This window comes from Bradyrhizobium sp. USDA 10063, assembly GCF_054063735.1.
Map to the genome: position 1 here is coordinate 4,680,257 of NZ_JBSSGP010000002.1, position 16,586 is coordinate 4,696,842.

At 62.4% G+C, this 16,586-nt stretch carries 17 protein-coding genes and 1 tRNA gene; 9 read left to right on the plus strand and 9 right to left on the minus strand.

Annotation, left to right across the window (positions count from 1 at the left end):
- Nucleotides 1–40: 40 nt before the first annotated feature.
- Nucleotides 41–1,012, plus strand: a complete 972-nt coding sequence (locus tag ACVJGD_RS24180; protein ID WP_456636657.1) for a S1C family serine protease — start codon at nucleotides 41–43, stop codon at nucleotides 1,010–1,012.
- A 17-nt stretch (nucleotides 1,013–1,029) separates the two neighbouring features.
- Nucleotides 1,030–2,103: a carboxylesterase family protein gene (locus ACVJGD_RS24185; RefSeq protein WP_456636658.1), complete on the plus strand. Its 1,074-nt coding sequence runs from the start codon at nucleotides 1,030–1,032 to the stop codon at nucleotides 2,101–2,103.
- A 75-nt stretch (nucleotides 2,104–2,178) separates the two neighbouring features.
- On the opposite strand, the gene ACVJGD_RS24190 is transcribed toward ACVJGD_RS24185, so the two are convergent.
- On the minus strand, nucleotides 2,179–2,919 hold the full coding sequence (locus tag ACVJGD_RS24190) for an SDR family oxidoreductase (RefSeq protein WP_456636659.1): 741 nt from the start codon (nucleotides 2,917–2,919) through the stop codon (nucleotides 2,179–2,181).
- 120 nt (nucleotides 2,920–3,039) lie between these two features.
- Here ACVJGD_RS24190 and ACVJGD_RS24195 point away from each other — a divergent pair, with 120 nt between their 5' ends.
- Together ACVJGD_RS24195 and ACVJGD_RS24200 are read left to right on the plus strand one after the other, a co-directional pair.
- On the plus strand, nucleotides 3,040–3,927 hold the full coding sequence (locus tag ACVJGD_RS24195) for a LysR family transcriptional regulator (RefSeq protein ID WP_456636660.1): 888 nt from the start codon (nucleotides 3,040–3,042) through the stop codon (nucleotides 3,925–3,927).
- Nucleotides 3,928–4,008: 81 nt separating this feature from the next.
- Nucleotides 4,009–4,215: a hypothetical protein gene (locus ACVJGD_RS24200; RefSeq protein ID WP_456636661.1), complete on the plus strand. Its 207-nt coding sequence runs from the start codon at nucleotides 4,009–4,011 to the stop codon at nucleotides 4,213–4,215.
- Between the two features lie 16 nt (nucleotides 4,216–4,231).
- Here the strand turns inward: ACVJGD_RS24200 and ACVJGD_RS24205 are convergent, their stop codons facing one another.
- Together ACVJGD_RS24205 and ACVJGD_RS24210 are read right to left on the minus strand one after the other, a co-directional pair.
- Nucleotides 4,232–4,894: a DsbA family protein gene (locus ACVJGD_RS24205; RefSeq protein WP_456636662.1), complete on the minus strand. Its 663-nt coding sequence runs from the start codon at nucleotides 4,892–4,894 to the stop codon at nucleotides 4,232–4,234.
- Between the two features lie 152 nt (nucleotides 4,895–5,046).
- Complete coding sequence (locus ACVJGD_RS24210) at nucleotides 5,047–5,538, minus strand: hypothetical protein (RefSeq protein WP_456636663.1); 492 nt, start codon at nucleotides 5,536–5,538, stop codon at nucleotides 5,047–5,049.
- 188 nt (nucleotides 5,539–5,726) lie between these two features.
- Here ACVJGD_RS24210 and ACVJGD_RS24215 point away from each other — a divergent pair, with 188 nt between their 5' ends.
- The gene (locus ACVJGD_RS24215) at nucleotides 5,727–5,999 is read left to right on the plus strand and encodes a PsiF family protein (RefSeq protein WP_456636664.1); all 273 of its coding nucleotides are present in this window, start codon (nucleotides 5,727–5,729) and stop codon (nucleotides 5,997–5,999) included.
- Between the two features lie 230 nt (nucleotides 6,000–6,229).
- A complete protein-coding gene (locus ACVJGD_RS24220) occupies nucleotides 6,230–7,294 on the plus strand; it encodes an AbrB family transcriptional regulator (RefSeq protein WP_456640353.1) in 1,065 nt (354 codons plus the stop codon).
- Between the two features lie 533 nt (nucleotides 7,295–7,827).
- Here the strand turns inward: ACVJGD_RS24220 and ACVJGD_RS24225 are convergent.
- A complete protein-coding gene (locus ACVJGD_RS24225) occupies nucleotides 7,828–8,340 on the minus strand; it encodes a disulfide bond formation protein B (RefSeq protein WP_456640354.1) in 513 nt (170 codons plus the stop codon).
- 176 nt (nucleotides 8,341–8,516) lie between these two features.
- Here ACVJGD_RS24225 and ACVJGD_RS24230 point away from each other — a divergent pair.
- Nucleotides 8,517–8,601 (plus strand) — tRNA-Leu (locus tag ACVJGD_RS24230).
- 300 nt (nucleotides 8,602–8,901) lie between these two features.
- On the opposite strand, the gene ACVJGD_RS24235 is transcribed toward ACVJGD_RS24230, so the two are convergent.
- From ACVJGD_RS24235 to ACVJGD_RS24255, 5 genes are all read right to left on the minus strand, one after another.
- Nucleotides 8,902–10,500, minus strand: coding sequence for a DUF1254 domain-containing protein (locus ACVJGD_RS24235; RefSeq protein WP_456636665.1), 1,599 nt, complete (start codon nucleotides 10,498–10,500; stop codon nucleotides 8,902–8,904).
- A 259-nt stretch (nucleotides 10,501–10,759) separates the two neighbouring features.
- A complete protein-coding gene (locus ACVJGD_RS24240) occupies nucleotides 10,760–10,888 on the minus strand; it encodes a hypothetical protein (RefSeq protein ID WP_456636666.1) in 129 nt (42 codons plus the stop codon).
- A gap of 645 nt (nucleotides 10,889–11,533) precedes the next feature.
- Nucleotides 11,534–12,568, minus strand: coding sequence for a D-alanine--D-alanine ligase family protein (locus ACVJGD_RS24245; RefSeq protein ID WP_456636667.1), 1,035 nt, complete (start codon nucleotides 12,566–12,568; stop codon nucleotides 11,534–11,536).
- Nucleotides 12,565–13,593, minus strand: a complete 1,029-nt coding sequence (locus ACVJGD_RS24250; protein ID WP_456636668.1) for a putative zinc-binding metallopeptidase — start codon at nucleotides 13,591–13,593, stop codon at nucleotides 12,565–12,567. The genes ACVJGD_RS24245 and ACVJGD_RS24250 overlap by 4 nt, the downstream gene beginning before the upstream one ends.
- A gap of 138 nt (nucleotides 13,594–13,731) precedes the next feature.
- Nucleotides 13,732–14,064 (minus strand): TOBE domain-containing protein, encoded by a 333-nt coding sequence (locus ACVJGD_RS24255; protein WP_456636669.1) that lies wholly within the window; start codon nucleotides 14,062–14,064, stop codon nucleotides 13,732–13,734.
- Between ACVJGD_RS24255 and ACVJGD_RS24260 the strand changes: the two genes are divergently transcribed.
- Nucleotides 14,053–14,469, plus strand: coding sequence for a hypothetical protein (locus tag ACVJGD_RS24260; protein WP_456636670.1), 417 nt, complete (start codon nucleotides 14,053–14,055; stop codon nucleotides 14,467–14,469). The two genes, ACVJGD_RS24255 and ACVJGD_RS24260, sit on opposite strands and share 12 nt — an antisense overlap.
- Before the next feature lie 449 nt (nucleotides 14,470–14,918).
- The gene (locus ACVJGD_RS24265; protein WP_456636671.1) at nucleotides 14,919–16,514 is read left to right on the plus strand and encodes an ABC transporter substrate-binding protein; all 1,596 of its coding nucleotides are present in this window, start codon (nucleotides 14,919–14,921) and stop codon (nucleotides 16,512–16,514) included.
- Nucleotides 16,515–16,586 lie beyond the last annotated feature (72 nt).

A 16,586-nucleotide genomic window follows, 5' to 3' on the forward strand; every position in this document is an offset into this window, starting at 1 on the left:
GCGTTAGTCGAAGGAAACGCGATTCTTACGGAGATCCTTCATGTCTTCCTTGACCGAATGGAGAGTGCCGCCGGCCCACCAGCCCAGTTCCGGCAACTACAAGTTTGACCTCGATCGCACGCTTACCGCCGTGGTGGGGCTGCACTCCATCATCCCGTCCGATGCGTTCAGCGCGGAGACGCTGGGCACGGAGCGCGCCGGCAATGGCGTCCTGATCGACGACGGGCTGGTGCTGACCATCGGCTATCTCATCACCGAAGCGGAAACGGTGTGGCTGCATCTTGGTGACGGCCGCGTGATCGAGGGCCACCCGCTCGGCTTCGATTTCGAATCCGGCTTCGGCCTGGTGCAGGCGCTGGGACGGCCGGGCATCGACCCACTGCCGATCGGCTCGTCCGCCACGACGAAGGTCGGCGACAATGTCGTGGTCGGCGGGGCCGGCGGCCGCACGCGTTCGCTGGCGAGCCAGATCGTGGCGAAGCAGGAATTCGCGGGCTATTGGGAATATCTGCTCGACGAAGCAATCTTCACCTATCCCGCCCATCCCAATTGGGGCGGCACCGCGCTGATCTCCGGCAAGGGCGAATTGATCGGCATCGGCTCGCTGCAACTCGAACGCGAGCGCAACGGCCGCGCCGAGCATGTCAACATGATGGTGCCGATCGACCTGTTGACGCCGGTGTTCGACGATCTGCGCAAATATGGCCGCGTCAACAAGCCGTCGCGGCCCTGGCTCGGCATGTACACGACCGAGATCGACAACCGCATCGTCGTGGTCGGGATCGCCGGCAAAGGCCCGGCGGCGCGCGCCGAGCTGAAAACCGGCGACGTCATCCTCGCCGTCAACGGCGAAAAGGTGATGAGCCAGGCGAGCTTCTACCGCAAGCTCTGGTCACTTGGCACTGCCGGCGTTGACGTGCCGCTCACCGTCTATCACGAGGGCGTCACCTTCGACGTCACGCTGGCTTCGATCGATCGCACCAAGCTGTTGAAGGGGCCGCGGCTGCACTGAGCGCGGAGAGAGATGCAATGAGCGAGGCCGTGGTGGACGACATCGTGGCCGTGCTGCCGCCGCTGTTGCAGACGCTGGAATCGCTCGGCTTCATCGCGCGCCACCTGCACCCGCCGGAGTTCGGCCATGTGATGGAGATCTCGGGTGAGCCCGATGAGGCGCTGCGCGCCGTTCGCCCGCGGCTCGCTGACTGGCCGGAACAATTTGCCGCGATCAGGGCGCAGCTCGACACCGCAAGCGACGCGGCGCTCGCCGCCTATCAGGGACTGCGTGCGGTGCAGGACGGCAATGGTGATCTCGTGAGCGTGTTTCGCGCGCTGCGCTACACACCGCGGGCACTGGAAGCGCTCTATCCGCTGGCCGCGCGATTGCCGCCGGTGAACGAGTTCTTCACCGATCCCGCCTTGCGCGGGGATGCCGAACTGCTGACGCGGCTGGCCGAGCCTGCCGGTGAAATCACCGGCGTCCTGCACGACAGCGACGAGCCGGGCAGCCGCGGCGGCTTTTCGCTGTACGTGCCGGAATATTACACGTCTGACCGCGCCTGGCCGCTGGTGATGGCGTTGCATGGCGGCAGCGGCAATGGTCGCGGCTTCTTGTGGAGCTGGCTGCGCGACGCCCGCAGCCGTGGCGCCATCCTCGTCGCGCCGACCGCACGCGGAAGCACCTGGGCCTTGATGGGCGACGACATCGACACGCCGAACTTAATCCGCATTCTCGATTTCGTGCGGTCGCGCTGGAATGTCGACGAGAAGCGAATGCTGATGACGGGAATGAGCGACGGCGGCACGTTCTGCTACGTTTCAGGCTTGGATGGCGCCTCGCCCTTCACCCACCTCGCGCCGATTGCCGCGACCTTCCATCCGTTGATGGCGCAGATGGCGGATGCGGATAGGCTGCGTGGCCTGCCGGTCCATATCGTGCATGGAAAGCTCGACTGGATGTTTCCAGTCCAGGTCGCGCGCCAGACGCAGCAGGCGCTGAGCGCGGCCGGTGCCGCGGTGACCTATCGCGAGGTCGATGATCTCAGCCATACCTATCCGCGCGAGATGAACGCAGTGATTTTGGAATGGCTGAATGCGGTGCCGTAGCCCCGGGGTGAAGCGCCAGCGTAACCCGGGAACGCTTGCTACGCTGGCGCAGAAGTCCTCGTGGAGGTCGGAGTTTCAAACCAGGCCGCCATTGGCGCGCAGCGTCTGGCCGTTGACCCAGGAGCCATCGGGGCCGGCGAGGAAGGATACGACCGAGGCGATGTCCTCGGGCGTGCCGAGCCGCTCTAGCGGAATCATCTTGGCGAAACGGTCGATCAATTCAGGCGACTTGCCGCGCAGGAACATATCGGTTGCGGTCGGACCTGGCGCCACTGCGTTCACCGTGATCGAGCGTCCGCGCAATTCCTTGGACAGGATCGCGGTCAGGGTCTCGATCGCCGCCTTGGTCGCGGCGTAGACGCCGTAGGTCTCGAGCTTGGTGCCGACGACGCTGGTCGAGAAATTGATGATGCGTCCGCCGTCGCGCAGGCGGCGCGCGGCCTCGCGCATCGCATTGAAGCTGCCCTTGAGGTTGATCGCGATGTGCTGATCGAACTGTGCGTCATCGCTGTCGGCGATCTTCGCAAGCTTCATGATGCCGGCATTGTTGACGAGCACGTCGACGCCGCCGAAGGCGGCCTCCGCCGCACCGAACATGCCGCGCACCGCGTTGGGATCGCTGACATCGGCCTTGGCGGTAAGCGCCCGGCCGCCGGCCGCCTCGATCCGGCTCGCCACCGCCTCCGCTGCTTTGGTGTTGCCGGCGTAGTTGATCACGACGGTGAATCCGTCCTTCGCAAGGCGTTCGGCCACCGCGGCGCCGATCCCGCGTGAGGCGCCCGTTACCAGTGCTACTTTGTTGGTTTCGTTCGACATTTTGCTCTCCTGCTTGTTGGCAGCTTGGCCGCTGGGTGACAGGAGCAAAGTAAGGACTTCCGCACTCCGGATAATCATGCATTCATTGGAAAAACTGTTCGGTAAATCCGGATAATCGAGATGGACCGGTTTGACGCGATGCGGGTATTCACCCGCGTGGTGGAGCGGCGCAGCTTTTCGCTGGCGGCGGATGATCTCGGCCTGCCCCGCTCGACGGTGACGGACGCCGTCAAATCGCTGGAAGCCCGGCTCGGTGTGCGGCTGATCGAACGCACCACGCGGCACGTCCGTCCGACGCTCGATGGCGAAGCGCATTACCGCCGCTGCCTGTCGCTGATCGCCGACCTCGAGGACGCCGAAGGCGCATTCGGCGGCAGCAAGCCGAAGGGGCTGTTGCGGCTGGAAGTGCAGGGCACGCTGGCGCGTCACTTCCTGCTGCCGAACCTGCCGGGGTTCTTCACGGAATATCCCGACATCGAGATCAATATGAGCGAGAGCGACCGCTGGATCGACCTGATCGAGGAAGGCGTCGATTGCGTATTGCGCTTCGGCCATCTGCCCGACAGCGACATGATCGCAAGGCAGGTGGTGATGCTGGAGCGGCTGACATGCGCGGCGCCTGGCTATTTCGAGCGCTTCGGCATTCCAACCACACCCGACGCGCTCGAAGGTCATCGCATGATCGGGATACGCTCGCTGACGACAGGGCGGCTGCGGCCGATGGAGTTTGTGGTCGACGGCGCTGCGCGTGAGGTGATGCTGCCGGCGATCATGTCGGTGACGGGACCGGAGAGCTACCTAGCTACCGCGCGGCTCGGGCTTGGCCTGGTCCAGGTGCCGCGCTTCCACGCCGAGGCCGATCTCGCACGCGGCACCCTCGTACAGGTGCTCAGCCAATGCCCGCCGCCTTCGGTCCCGGTTTCCCTGCTCTACCCGCGAAACCGCCAGCTCTCGCCGCGCGTGCGCGTATTCATCGATTACGTGATGCGCGCCTTCGGGCGGCTGTAACCGCGGTTCCGGCACGAACCGGCCGATCCCGGAACCATCCGGCGGCCATCTCCGTTATCAGCGGTCACCGGAGGGATCGTCATGCGAATGTTTCTCGGAATGATCTTGGGTGCGCTGCTGCTGGTCGCGGGCGTCTATCTCTACGACTCGATGCGGACGTCGAGCGTGGCGAGCGGGCAGGTCGCGCAGAACGGCCGCACCATCGTCAACTGGGACGTTGCCGCCGATGACCTGAAGGCGCTGAAAGCGCGCGCCCATGAGGATTGGCAGAAGATCTCATCGCGCTAGCGAGGACCTGCCAGATCTAACGGCTCATGTTCGCCTTGCGCGCATCCGCAATGGCCTGCACAAATTGCTCTTTGGTCAGGATGCCGGGCACGCGGAATTTGCCGACGATGAAGGACGGCGTGCCCTGGAAACCGAAGGCCTCGGCCTGCGCATTGTTGCGCGCCAGAATGGCATCGATCGACGTGGCATTGGCCGCGAGATCGCGGTTCAGGCGATCGATGTCGATACGCGCACCGGCGAGCACCTCCTTGATCCGCGGCTCGGTCAGCTTCGTGGTGAGGCCCATCATCGCTTCATGCGCCGCCTGAAACTTGTCCTGATACTTCGCGGCCAGCGCCATACGCGACGCGACCTTGGACACATCGCCCAGGATCGGCCAGTCCTTCCACACCAGACGCAGCTTGCCATCGTCCTGCGCCACCTGCCGCAGTTCGGGCTCGATCTTGCGGCAATAGGGACACTGGTAGTCGAACCACTCGACGATGCTGATGTCGCCCTTGGCGTTGCCGGCGACAGGAATCTCCGGATCGCGCAGCACGGCGGCTTCGGTCAGCACCTTTTCTTCTTCCTGCGCAGCGGCAGTGCCGCCGAGCAGCGTGACGCCGACAGCCATTAGGCCGAGCGCGGCACGGCGCGTGGGTTCCGGATTGATCCCGGCACGATCGGTCGATGGGCTCATGTCAAATCTCGCGGCTGCGTTCGCTGTCTACGCTCGGCAGGCGCATATGTCACGCAGCTTTGCTGAGCTCACCGCAAAGTCGGCCGAAAGGCGGCACGATAAAGGCTGATGCGGCCGACGCTGTATCGCCGGCCGCACCGTCGGCTTCGAGATCAAGCGGCGCCCTTCAGGCGCTTGGTGCATTCGCTGTAATAGCCGCCGCCCTTCTGGATCCACTTCAGCCCGCCATTGGCATTGGTGGCCTTGTTGGCGTTGTACTGATCGACGCAGGTGTGCATGCGCGCCTTGCCCTCGGTCTCCTTGGAATATTTCGGATCGACCGCGGTCGGGAATACCGCCGGTCCCGCCGGCAATGCAGGCGCTGCGCTCGGGGCAGCTTCCTTCTTGGCTTCCTTCGCGGCGGGGGCCGGCGCAGGAGCGGCGGCCGTTGGTGCTGCGGGCGCGGCGGCGGGCGTTGCGTCCGCGCCGCACTGGGCCTTGCGGAAGTCGTTCCACTTCTGGCCGTTCAGTGTCCCGGCTGCCTTGGCGGCCTGATACTTGGCGCTGCATTCCTGCGCGGTCAGGGCTTGCGCCGGCGCCGACATCACGAATGCGGCGAGCCCCGAGGCCGCCATCGCACAAAGCAGTTTGGTTTGAATTGTCATGCTTGTTCTCCCTTTTCGTCAAACCTCAGCGCGTTGACGAGGGCCGCATCCTAACGCAACCGGAACTTGCGACAACGCGTTGGCGGATCGCGCGGTCAAAATATTGTGGCGACCGACATGCGCGATATTCATCGGCGGTTCAGCATCGGGCAGCGACCGTTTTCACCTTCACCAATTCGAGGTGCTCCATGCCGAAGCTTTCCTCCCTCGCCACCACAACCGCCCTCGCCTTCCTGCTGACGGGCACCGCCTTTGCGCAGACCACCGCGCCTGCGCCGAAGGACACAACAGCCAAGACCGAGACCAAGGCGCCGATGCCGGAAGAGAAGAAGGCGCGCAGCGCCGCCTCGCTGGAATGCTCCAAGCAGGCCGATGCGAAGAGCCTGCACGGCAAGGAGCGCAAGAAATTCCGCCGCGAATGCCTGAAGGAAGCCGCCGGCACGAGCGCGGGCACGAAGTAAAGGCGGCACCCCGCCCCGCCGAAAAGGGAATGTGAGCAGAGGCGCCGGCGCTCTGGTTTGAGCATGATCTCCGCGCAAACGCTTCGCGTTTGTCGCGAGGGAAAACCGGTTTCCACTTTTCCGGATCATGCTCTAACTAAAAATCCGGCGCATTGCTGCAATCGCGAGATGCATTTGTCGCGGGCCTGCGGATTTGGCATAACGCCGCCGTGAACCTGCTCCCCGCATCGATGGCGTTTGCCGTTCCCAGCCGCGCGAACCTCCTCAATACGACCGAGACGCTCGTCATCGGCGCCGCGGGCGGCCTGCTGTTTCTATGGGCGAACCTGCCGGGCGGGCTGATTTCCGGCGCGATGATCGCGGTCGGCATTGCCGCGCTCGCCGGCCGGCCGCTCACCGTGCCGCCGGCGGTGACCCAGACCGTGCTGATCCTGCTCGGCATCTCCCTGGGCTCGCTGGTGTCCCGGCAACTGATCCAGCATGTGAGCGCCTATCCGCTCACTATCGCGCTGCTGGCGCTCGCCACCGTCTGCTCGATCTTCGGCAGCAGCTTCTATTTGCAGCGCGTGCATGGCTGGGACCAGACCTCGGCCTTCCTCGCCGGCAGCCCCGGCGCGCTGTCGCAGATCACGATGCTCGCGATCGAGAAGGGCGCCGACGTCGCGGCGATCGCCGTGGTGCAGACCATGCGCGTGATCATCCTGACCGCCGCGCTGCCATTGATGCTGGCGCTGCTCGGAATAGCACCGGCGGCGCCGCCGACGATCGCCTCCGCCAGTGCCTCGCCGATCGAGCTCGCGGCGCTGATCGCCGCCTCCATCGTCGCAGCGCTGGTGCTGCGCTGGGCGAAATTTCCGGCAAGCTGGATGTTCGGCGCAATGCTCGCCTCCAGCCTCTTGCACGGCGTCGGCGCGATCGAGGGCGGCCTGCCGCCCTGGGTGCGCGGCGTCGCGCTGGTCGGCATCGGCGCCCTGATCGGGTCGCGCTTTGCCCGGATGAAGCTTTCGACCTTGCGCAGCCACATCAACGCCGGGCTGGGCTCGTTCGCGGTCGCGATCGTGATCTCCGCGATGTTCGTCGCGGCGATCACGCTGACCACGCAGGTTCATCTCTCCGATGTCGTCGTCGCCTTTGCCCCCGGCGCGATGGACGCCATGCTGGCGCTCGCGCTGACGCTGCACATCGACCCGATCTTCGTCGGCGCGCACCACCTCTCGCGCTTCGTGTTCGTCACGCTGGCGACGCCGGGCATCGTGCACCTGTTCGGCCGGCCGCAGGAGGACGTGGACGATTAGTGGGCACGTCTCATCGTCATTGCGAGCGGAGCTTTCTGATTCAACTGTCAAACAGCTTCTCCGCTGTCATCGTCCGGCTTGACCGGACGATCCAGTATTCCAGAGGCGTCTGAGCATGAGCCGGGAAGCCGCCGGATACTGGATACCCCGCCTTCGCGGGGCATGACGGTGGAGTATGGGAAGAGATGTGAGTCCGCATTCTCGCGGCGCGTTGCGTCCGAGCTTTGCGTCACTTTCCACCCTCCTCGATAGCAGAGGGCGCAGGGAAAGCCGGGTGCCGGTTGCACCCATGGGCCCCGTGCAACAAAAAGCACGGGGGTAGGACCACAGGTCAACCGGAGCAACACCGGCTTTCCCTGCGCGATGGTTTACCCCTCATGGTGAGGAGCGCCTCAGGCGCGTCTCGAACCATGAGGCCCCAGTCTCGCCCGCGGCCATCCCTCGAGACGCCGCTCACGCGGCTCCTCGGGATGAGGAGTCTGTCATGCTGGGGCTCTCACGACTCGTCGCGCCCGGAATGCCGGAGAGTGCAATCAGGCGCGCGCGGTCCGCGCAAAGCCCCAGGCGGCGATAGCGGTCATGAGCAGCGAGATCAGCACGTTGTAACCGGCGAGCGAGAGGCCGAGGAAGCGCCACTGCACCTCATCACAACGGATTACCTTCACCGTATCCAGCCGCTGCAGCAGCGTGCCGGCCTTGCCGAGATCGACGATCGGGCCAGAGCAATCGGTCGGCCCCTGCCAAAAGCCCCATTCGACGCCGGCGTGATAGGCGCCGAGCCCGGCATTGACGAGCGCGGCGAGCGCGAGGACCGTGAGCCCGGCGAGCAGCATCGGGCGCGGTGCCCCCTTCGCAGCGGCGAACGCGACCAGCACCCCGAGCGGGACCGCGAGATAATAGGCATAGCGCTGCTCGAGGCAAAGCGGACAGGGCAGGATCTCCAGCACGAGCTGGAAGAACCAGGCCCCCGCCAGCGTCGCCGCCGCGATGCCAGCCACGATTGCCGACGCAGTCAGCGCCGGATTGGCCGATCTACGTGTGGACAGCGGATTGGCGGTCGCGAGCGTCACGGCTAAAGCTCCTTCAATACCAAGGTGGTATCCCTTGGATGTACCGCTGTCGAGCCACGTTGGGATCAAAACCGCGCGGGTTGACCCCGACACCCCGCCCGCTATATTCCGCCCGCTTCGCGACGCCAGCCCTCCGGGCTGATGGGGCGAATGCCCCTGTGGCGGAACTGGTAGACGCGCTCGACTCAAAATCGAGTTCCGCAAGGAGTGCTGGTTCGATTCCGGCCAGGGGCACCAACTCGCCACCATTCGAGACAAAGCCAAGAATAACCCCACTCGCTGTTGGTGCGACTAGCCGCCCCATTCAGCGGGCGCACACCGCGAAGAGCCGCACGGATGTCAGCATCCCGCCGAGCATCTGACGCAGAGGCAAGGCCGCGCGTGCCGTCGGTCCAAACGGCGCAGAAGCGGAGCTTGAAAGGAGGTTAGATCGTTCTGGTCTACGTTCATAAGCGGACCATTTTTGAGCCTGCCCCGACTTCGCCCTTGGGGCCAGGAGCTGACCTAAGCAACACCGGGCTGCCGCGCTTGCCCACATCAATTGGCTTGTTTGATCGGAGGAAGATATTTGCTCAGCGTCGTGGGATTTCGAGCATCACCCGCTGGAAGGTAAATCCGATAGTTGATGCGAAACAATCCGCTCGGCGGGCTAGGGAGCCAGTTTCCTTCAAGTCCCGTCGGCGCCTGATTCTGAATGTAGATATCCAGCGAGCCGTCCGGATTGTAGGTCAGCCCTTTGGTTCGGTCGCCAATCGAAAAACGGTTGATGGGATTTTTCACCAACTGAAAATCGGAGCCATACATGGTGAACGACCAGAAGCCGTGCTTCAGGGTGGGAGGAAGTTCGTCCTTGTTGAAATGAACCGTGTATCTGTTCGCGCCATCGAGTAACTTGGCGCTGCCGTCTTCATAGCTGCTGAAATATTCCGCTTCTTCGCGGTCATGAACGAACAGGCCTTCAAGCGCTCCTGCCGCGCGGTCGAAATAGTCAAACCCGTAGGTGCCAGGGCGCAGATTATTCCAGCGTGTGGGATAGGGAGTGCCGCGGAACTTCACTTTCCACTTCATGATCTGCGGTCCCATCTCAGCGGCCCGCGCGAGCCCCTTGTGGGCGGGTTCGTCGAGCTTGGAGACGTCGAAAGGCTGACCCACATTGATGCCGCCGCGGCCGAGCAGGATGACGGCAGCTTCCTGGTCTCTCGGCGGAGGATTCTCCGCAAGCAGGTCGGCCACCGTTTGGAAATAGGCCAGGTCTCCCTGGTAGTCTGGCCGTTTCGCGAGCCGAGGAACCGGCGCTTGGCCAAACTTGCTCTTGTCGCCCCAATTGCTCAGCGAAGTCAGATGGAAGTTCTCCTGCAGAGCGTTGACCCTTGCCAGATCCTCATTGTCCTGAGGAACTACGCCTATGCGGATGGCGAACATGATGGTGTTGCTGGGCACACGGTGCTCGATGACACCCTCCGGAAGCTTGCCCTTCCAGTTAGGCCCGACAAACGCATGGTTTCCGCCCTTGCCGTCGGTCGCGCGCGTGCCGATGTAGAAAAGATTGTTGGTGTAGACGTCGGCGACCTCGACCGACCAGTAACGGTCCAAAATGTCGGGCGCTGTCAGGATAATGGGCTGCTCGGCCAGTTCGAGCACCGCGCCGCTATAAACGGTGTCATTGTTGGGGGTGTAGGGCATGACGTCATCGGCGGTCGCGAGCGCCTTCATGTGGCCGATCTGATTGATCGGTGCGGCCGGCGCAAATTTCTTCGCCTTCTCCAGCGCAACCGGATCTAACCTTATCCTCCGCTCTCGCTCGAGCATCGTGAGCGGAAGCGTGAATACATAGTTTTGGATGCCCACCGCGTAGTACCATTCCTCCTCGGATTGGGCGTCGAGGTTGCGAATCTTCTCACTTGAGGCAGGCTGCGCACTTGCCTGGGCGACCCATTCCTGGGCGTGGGCAATTGAGACAGAAGCCATGATCGCAAAGGCGGCAAGGATCGTGCGATTCCTCATCTGCAGCCCTCCTGCTTTCGCGCACAGAGCATCCACGTTTGCTTGGATGTCGTAAAGATAGGCCGTGGGCCTTGCCTTACCTGCGGGGTCCAGATCCTCGCACGCGACCGCTTCACCTTCCCGAACAGACATTCACGGCGACGTCCCGCTTGTCGGACTCGGGCCAACAACCGACGTTCGATATATCGTCCTCGTTCGCATCTCGGAACCACGTCGCGCACGCCGTAGTTAACTGCCTATTGTACTCGCTTGACAAGCGGCGGTCTCCACTGACCATCGAGGATGGGGCGCCCAGCCCAGTGGGCGAGAATTTAAAGCGAGAACGGGCCACTCGCGGGCAGCCAGTTGCTCTCCCTGTCTACGCCCGGCGATTTGGCGCCGGCGTACAGCGTCAGCGAACCGTCCTGACATTGAACATTCCCTTCGCAAGGAACGTTGGCAGCATCTTGCCGCCTTCTTCGCGCGGGTCGATGTAGAGATCGAAGAAGGCAGCCCTGGACAGACCGGGCTTTTCGCCCACCCATACGCGCTTTTTAGTGTTACCTGGGCGCCTTAGCGCCAGGTTGCCGGTTCGCAGGGAGGATTATTCCACGGACCTCCGGCAAACTGGCCAGTGTCTGGAGCCCGGATGCAGTGAACGACGCGGGAGGGAGCAACGACTGCGCCATTTCTGTCGCGCCACGCCGCCCTGGTGCCTGAGCCCCGGGTTGCCGGTTCGCAAGGAGGATTGTTCCACGGACCTCCGGCAAACTGGCCAGTGTCTGGAGCTCGGATGCAGTGAACGACGCGGGAGGGATGGATGACTGCGCCGTTTTTGTCGTACCACGCCGCCATGGCCGGATTAGCGAACATGGCCGCGGCGATCAGTCCTACCGAAACAAGCTTACTCATTGCGCGCCTCCATATGATATCAGCGATTGAACGACTGACTAACTTTTGCTGCAGCTTGTTTCTCTAGCGACGATCCACTTCATCAAGTGTTGATCTATATCAACCTCCTCCCCGAACCGGTGGGATTGAGCGTGAGGCGAAGTCGGTCGTGGACTTTCACTTTGACGGTCGGTTCAACTGCGGCCACCATCGTGTTGGGGCCGCCCCTCACGCCCAGCAGAATGAGCCGATGAAGCCCGCACCCCCGCCGTGCATGCCCGTCTCGTGTTGTGTTTCAGCCCAGGGATACGCCGGCCTTTGCACGGCTTATTCCGAGGGCCAGAATGCGATGCAGCAGATCCGGGTAGTCTAGTCCGTCATGCCGAGCCGCTGTAGCGAACTCCTGGCTCTTCGCGATTTCGGGATTGGGATTCGCTTCAATGAAATACGGAATGCCGTCGGCAGAGAGGCGAAAGTCGATGCGCGCGTATCCATCGAGCCCCAGTGTCCGGTAGATGCGTTTCGCTATTCGCTGAATACGGGCGGATAGTTCCGGTGCAAGGTCCTTGGCCGGCCCATCTTCAATTCCGACACGTTCCTGATAACTGGGATCGTGTTTGACTTTTTCGGTGGCGATGTGCCGTGCCCCGCGACCGCCCATGCTGCCAAAGTTCAATTCCCAAACCGGCAGAACCCGCAGCCGATTGTTGCCAAGCACGCCGACATAGAGCTCGCGTCCGTCGATATACTGCTCGGCGATGGCGGCAGTTCCGACCCGCTCGTGGATGAAGGCGACTCGCTCCGCGAGCTTCTCGTCCGTATCGACGATGGATGCCTGCGAGATACCAAACGATCCATCCAGGTTCAGGCTCTTGACGATGAGCGGCAGCGCAAGACGCGCCGGCCGTTTGACCTTGTGGCGCATCGGGAACACGGCAAAGCCGGGCACCGCGATCCGGCGATGGTGCACCAACGTCTTGGAGAGATCCTTGCCGCGCGCCAGGATCAGGCCACGCGGGTTACACCCGGTATACGGGATCCGCATCAGCTCGAGATAGCTTGCGATGTGCTGGTCATACACGACCTCATAGTGGAATTCCTCAAGCAGCGTGAAGACCACATGCGGCTTGAATCCCTCGATCTCGTCGCGGACCGGCTTGATTTCCTCCTGCACGCCGAGTGGGCGAACCTCATGGCCGGCTGCACGCAAGGTACTCACGACGTCGTATTCTGTTTTCCATTCATTGATTTGCTGCGCGGTGTATCCGTCGGTCGAGTCCGGGGGCACGCAGTCGGGATGCATGAGCACGAGAATGCGAAGGCGTCTCATAGTGCAATCCATTTGCGCCGTGACGGGCCAAACAGCGCGTGCATGGTCTTGGCGGTCAAAAGGATGGTGAAGTTGATCACGAGCTTCTGTTCAGGGCCGACCGCACGTAGATTGAGCTCGCGACAGCGCGAGATCATGTCGTCAAGCACAGCATCGAGCGTCAATTGGTTCTCGCCCGTCCATCGCGCGACCAACTGCCTGATCTGAGCGCGGTGCCGCCTGATGAAGGCCGAAGCCGGCGGCTGCCGTTGATGCCGCGGATCGGCGGAGAAGAGCCGGGAAAGGTCGCGGTCGTAAGTCTTCGGTGGCGTGAAGGCGTAGAACGCCTGCTTCTTTTTGTAGTGCTCGCCAAGCGTTTGGCTGAGCTCATGCAGCGGATCGACGCGCTCTCGCGTTGTGAGCAGCGGTCGCTTCCCTGCGATCTCGTCCATCAGCTCGTCGACATATTCGAGCTTCTTCAGTGCCGGCCAACCGGCGTATCGCGTCCGCCAGTTTGAACGCGGCCGCAGCCACACCGCGAAGGTTTCGGCGAAATCTTCGTCTGGATGGCTCTGCGCGTACCAGAGCCGAAGATGCTGAACATAATGCCGGCTGGCCGGATTGGGCCGGTAGTAGCGCGGGTAGTGTTTCGAAGACGGACCGAACAGTTGCTGCCAACGCCGGCGGCGTTGTAGCTGGTAGCCGTGCTGCACCGCATGGCCCGCCTCGTGACGGAGAATGGCCATGCACTCGGACCAGGTGCCGCCCTCGACGTCGAGCATCATCTTCTTCTCGAGCTTCATCAGGCGAGGATGGGCGAGATAGAATGGGATGGCAATACCGGGCACATTTGCCGGACTGAACCATTCGCTCGATATCCATGCGTGTGGCCGCAGCCGGATGCCCCGCCCGTCGAGCTCTTCATAGAGAGCGCTGAGACAATCCTCGAGCCAAGTGCCTTCGACAGCGACCCTTAGACTACCGAGGCGTTGCTTGAGCAACTGCTCATCCGACAGCTTCTCCCAATCATATTTCCGGCGTGGCATAGGCTTCCAGACGTCAAAATACCTCGGTATCCAGATGGTGTCATAGGTTGCTGTCGCCAACAACCGCCGAGTCTTCGCGGTATGCCGTGGCCAAGCGTGCGGACGCGCCGCGCCGTCCCAAGCAGGCTACGAGAAACCTCAGATCGCCGCCTGCGACACATGGTCAAAGAAGTACAGCCGGTCGGGATTGAGCGCGAGGCGAAGCCGGTCGTGGACTTTCGCTTTGACGGTCGGTTCGACTGCGGCCACCATCGTGTTGGGGCCGACCCTCACGTCCAGCAGAATCTGGGAGCCGAGCTTCTCGATGACCTCGACCACGGCATCGAAGCTGAGGTCCGCCTCCTCGCTGCCGGATGCGACGTGCGGGTCCTCCGGCCGGATCCCCAGCGTGACATTCTCTCCGACATGCTGGCGGAACCGGCCCGCGAGTTCGGCCGGCAGCTTGATGCGGATGCCCTCATGGCGGGGCAAGGTGGGCCCCGGGGAGACCAGATCACGCCCAACGCAAATCAAGATGGTCGGTGTGCAGCACGAATTGTTCTCTGCTCGGCGTTATTGCTCGGCTTCGCAACCTCAGCAGCAAGAGCTGAGAGCGATTTGAGAAAGGTCTGCAAAATCGGATTGACGGTGAACACTCTGGAGCCTGATGGTCATGCAATGAGCTGCAGAGCCTTGGGCCTTCAAGTAAAAGCCCAGAGCTATCAAATTGGCTGCCAGAGCGCAGAAGTTGAAGATGCGGTCATGCTCACGACGCCGATAAACATCAACGATAAATCGGCTCGCTTAACAACTTCATCTCTGGTGGCGAACACGGAAAACGCAAAGCACGCACCAGAAAGACTTGCCGCGTGCGCGAAGGTTTGGGTCGTTCGATAGGCCGGCGGGGCGGTGCAGGCGTGTTATAATGCTCTTCGCATAGCTTGAGAGGATGGCTGTTCCCAGACTCCCGCTTGGGGTCGAAAGTGACGTTAGGGAAGTCGGGCAGTCAATTCCGGTCTACCCGAATAGGCGGACCATTTCAGAGCCCGCCCGGACTTGGCAAAGAAGCGGACGCACTCCATTGGAGCAGTAACACGTTCACCTCTCTGTACTGAAACCATCCAATGACGGGGAGCGGCGTCGGGGCAGTGTGGCTGTCGGATTTCACCGCTTGCTCTAATACAACTATGAGCGTTGAATTTCGCGATATTACGCTGACGTTGCGAGTCCCTAATTTAGCGATGCAGTGCTTCGAACAATCACTCCTGCTCTGACCTCGCGTGAATCTCCGGAGATTAAGCGCTCGGCCGATTCGGCGACCGAGCCACGAACACAGGGAGGACAATATGGTGAAGCAGTATTTGTGTTGCATTACAGCGGGCTCACTGCTGTTGGCGCTTTCTGCCGGCCATCCGGCCTGGGCGCAGAAGCGCGGCGGCATCCTGCGGCTCGCGAGCCCGGTCAGCCCGGCCAACATGTCGATCCTCGAGACGTCGACCATCGCTGCCGAGATGCCGATGATGGGCGTGTTCAACAATCTCATCGTCTTCGACCAGCACAAGCCGCAGGTCAACCTCGACACGATAGTCACCGATCTGGCGACAAGCTGGTCGTGGAACAAGGACGATACCGCGCTGACCTTCCAACTGCGTCAGGACGTCAAATGGCATGACGGCAAGCCGTTCACCGCCGCCGATGTCAAGTGCACCTGGGACCTGCTGCTCGACAAGCGGCCCGACAAGCTGCGGGCCAACCCGCGCAAGACCGGATATGAGAACCTAACCGATGTAACGACCAACGGTGATTACGAGGTCACCTTCAAACTGAAGCGGCCGCAGGCCGCCTTCCCGATGCTGCTTGCCGGCGGATTCTCGGCGATCTATCCCTGCCATTTCACAGCGACGCAGATGCGCCAGCATCCGATTGGCACCGGCCCGTTCAAGTTCGTCGAGTTCAAGCCCAATGAAAGCATAAAAGTCACCCGCAACCCGGATTACTGGAAGAAGGACCGGCCGTATCTCGACGGGATCGAATACACCATCATCCAAGAGCCTTCGACTGCGGACCTGGCGTTTGTTTCCGGGAGGTTCGATATGACATTCCCGTTTGAACTTTCGGTTCCCCGCTACAACAACATGCGCGCGCGAGTGCCGGACGCGGTGTGCGAGCTGTCGCCCGGCACCCTTAACACCCACTTGCTGATCAACCGTGCCCAGCCGCCGTTCGATAATCCCGATCTGCGGCGGGCGATGTCGCTGACGATCGACCGCAAGGCCTATATCGATACGCTCGGTCAGGGCGAAGGCGAGATCGGCGGCATTTTGCAGCCACCTCCGGCCGGGCTGTGGGGTATGCCCCCGGAGCAGATCGCCGAACTGCCGGGGTACGGCCTCGATGTGCAGAAGAACCGAGAAGAGGCGCTCGTCCTGGTGCGAAAACTCGGCTACGGCCCCGACAACCGGCTCAAGATCAAGGTGACGACGCGTGACTGGTCGGTGTATCGCGATCCAGCGGTGCTGCTGATTAGTCAGCTCAGGCAGATCTACATCGACGGCGAACTCGACCTCGTCGACACGGCGCAATATTTCCCGAAGATTCAGCGCAAGGAATACACGGTCGCGCTCAACGTGCAGACGGCCGGGCCCGATCCCGACCCGGTTGTGCAGCTGTTCTACGGCTGCGGCTCGAACCTCAACTGGGACAACTATTGCAATCCCGAGTTCGACAAGATGATCGAGGCGCAATCACGCGAGGGCGACGCGGCCAAGCGCAAGCAGATCCTATGGACGATCGAGCGCAAGCTGGCCAACGACGATGTGAGGCCGATCATTTTCTACCGCCGCGGCGGCACCTGCGAGCGTCCCTATGTCAAGGGCCTGACGATTATGGTGAACAGCACCTTCAACAGCTGGCGCATGGAGGATGTCTGGCTCGACAAGTAGATGGATGCCGTCCATGCCCGGGGGTCGATCGACGCCTCGAAGCCACGGTTGACGTTTGTTGCCATCCAAAAG

Bases quoted from the DNA above. Each gene is read 5' to 3' on its own strand.
- ACVJGD_RS24180 (WP_456636657.1), top strand. From the start codon at position 41: ATGTCTTCCTTGACCGAATGGAGAGTGCCGCCGGCCCACCAGCCCAGT.
- ACVJGD_RS24185 (WP_456636658.1), top strand. From the start codon at position 1,030: ATGAGCGAGGCCGTGGTGGACGACATCGTGGCCGTGCTGCCGCCGCTG.
- ACVJGD_RS24190 (WP_456636659.1), bottom strand. From the start codon at position 2,919: ATGTCGAACGAAACCAACAAAGTAGCACTGGTAACGGGCGCCTCACGC.
- ACVJGD_RS24195 (WP_456636660.1), top strand. From the start codon at position 3,040: ATGGACCGGTTTGACGCGATGCGGGTATTCACCCGCGTGGTGGAGCGG.
- ACVJGD_RS24200 (WP_456636661.1), top strand. From the start codon at position 4,009: ATGCGAATGTTTCTCGGAATGATCTTGGGTGCGCTGCTGCTGGTCGCG.
- ACVJGD_RS24205 (WP_456636662.1), bottom strand. From the start codon at position 4,894: ATGAGCCCATCGACCGATCGTGCCGGGATCAATCCGGAACCCACGCGC.
- ACVJGD_RS24210 (WP_456636663.1), bottom strand. From the start codon at position 5,538: ATGACAATTCAAACCAAACTGCTTTGTGCGATGGCGGCCTCGGGGCTC.
- ACVJGD_RS24215 (WP_456636664.1), top strand. From the start codon at position 5,727: ATGCCGAAGCTTTCCTCCCTCGCCACCACAACCGCCCTCGCCTTCCTG.
- ACVJGD_RS24220 (WP_456640353.1), top strand. From the start codon at position 6,230: ATGGCGTTTGCCGTTCCCAGCCGCGCGAACCTCCTCAATACGACCGAG.
- ACVJGD_RS24235 (WP_456636665.1), bottom strand. From the start codon at position 10,500: ATGTCTGTTCGGGAAGGTGAAGCGGTCGCGTGCGAGGATCTGGACCCC.
- ACVJGD_RS24245 (WP_456636667.1), bottom strand. From the start codon at position 12,568: ATGAGACGCCTTCGCATTCTCGTGCTCATGCATCCCGACTGCGTGCCC.
- ACVJGD_RS24250 (WP_456636668.1), bottom strand. From the start codon at position 13,593: ATGCCACGCCGGAAATATGATTGGGAGAAGCTGTCGGATGAGCAGTTG.
- ACVJGD_RS24260 (WP_456636670.1), top strand. From the start codon at position 14,053: ATGGCGGGGCAAGGTGGGCCCCGGGGAGACCAGATCACGCCCAACGCA.
- ACVJGD_RS24265 (WP_456636671.1), top strand. From the start codon at position 14,919: ATGGTGAAGCAGTATTTGTGTTGCATTACAGCGGGCTCACTGCTGTTG.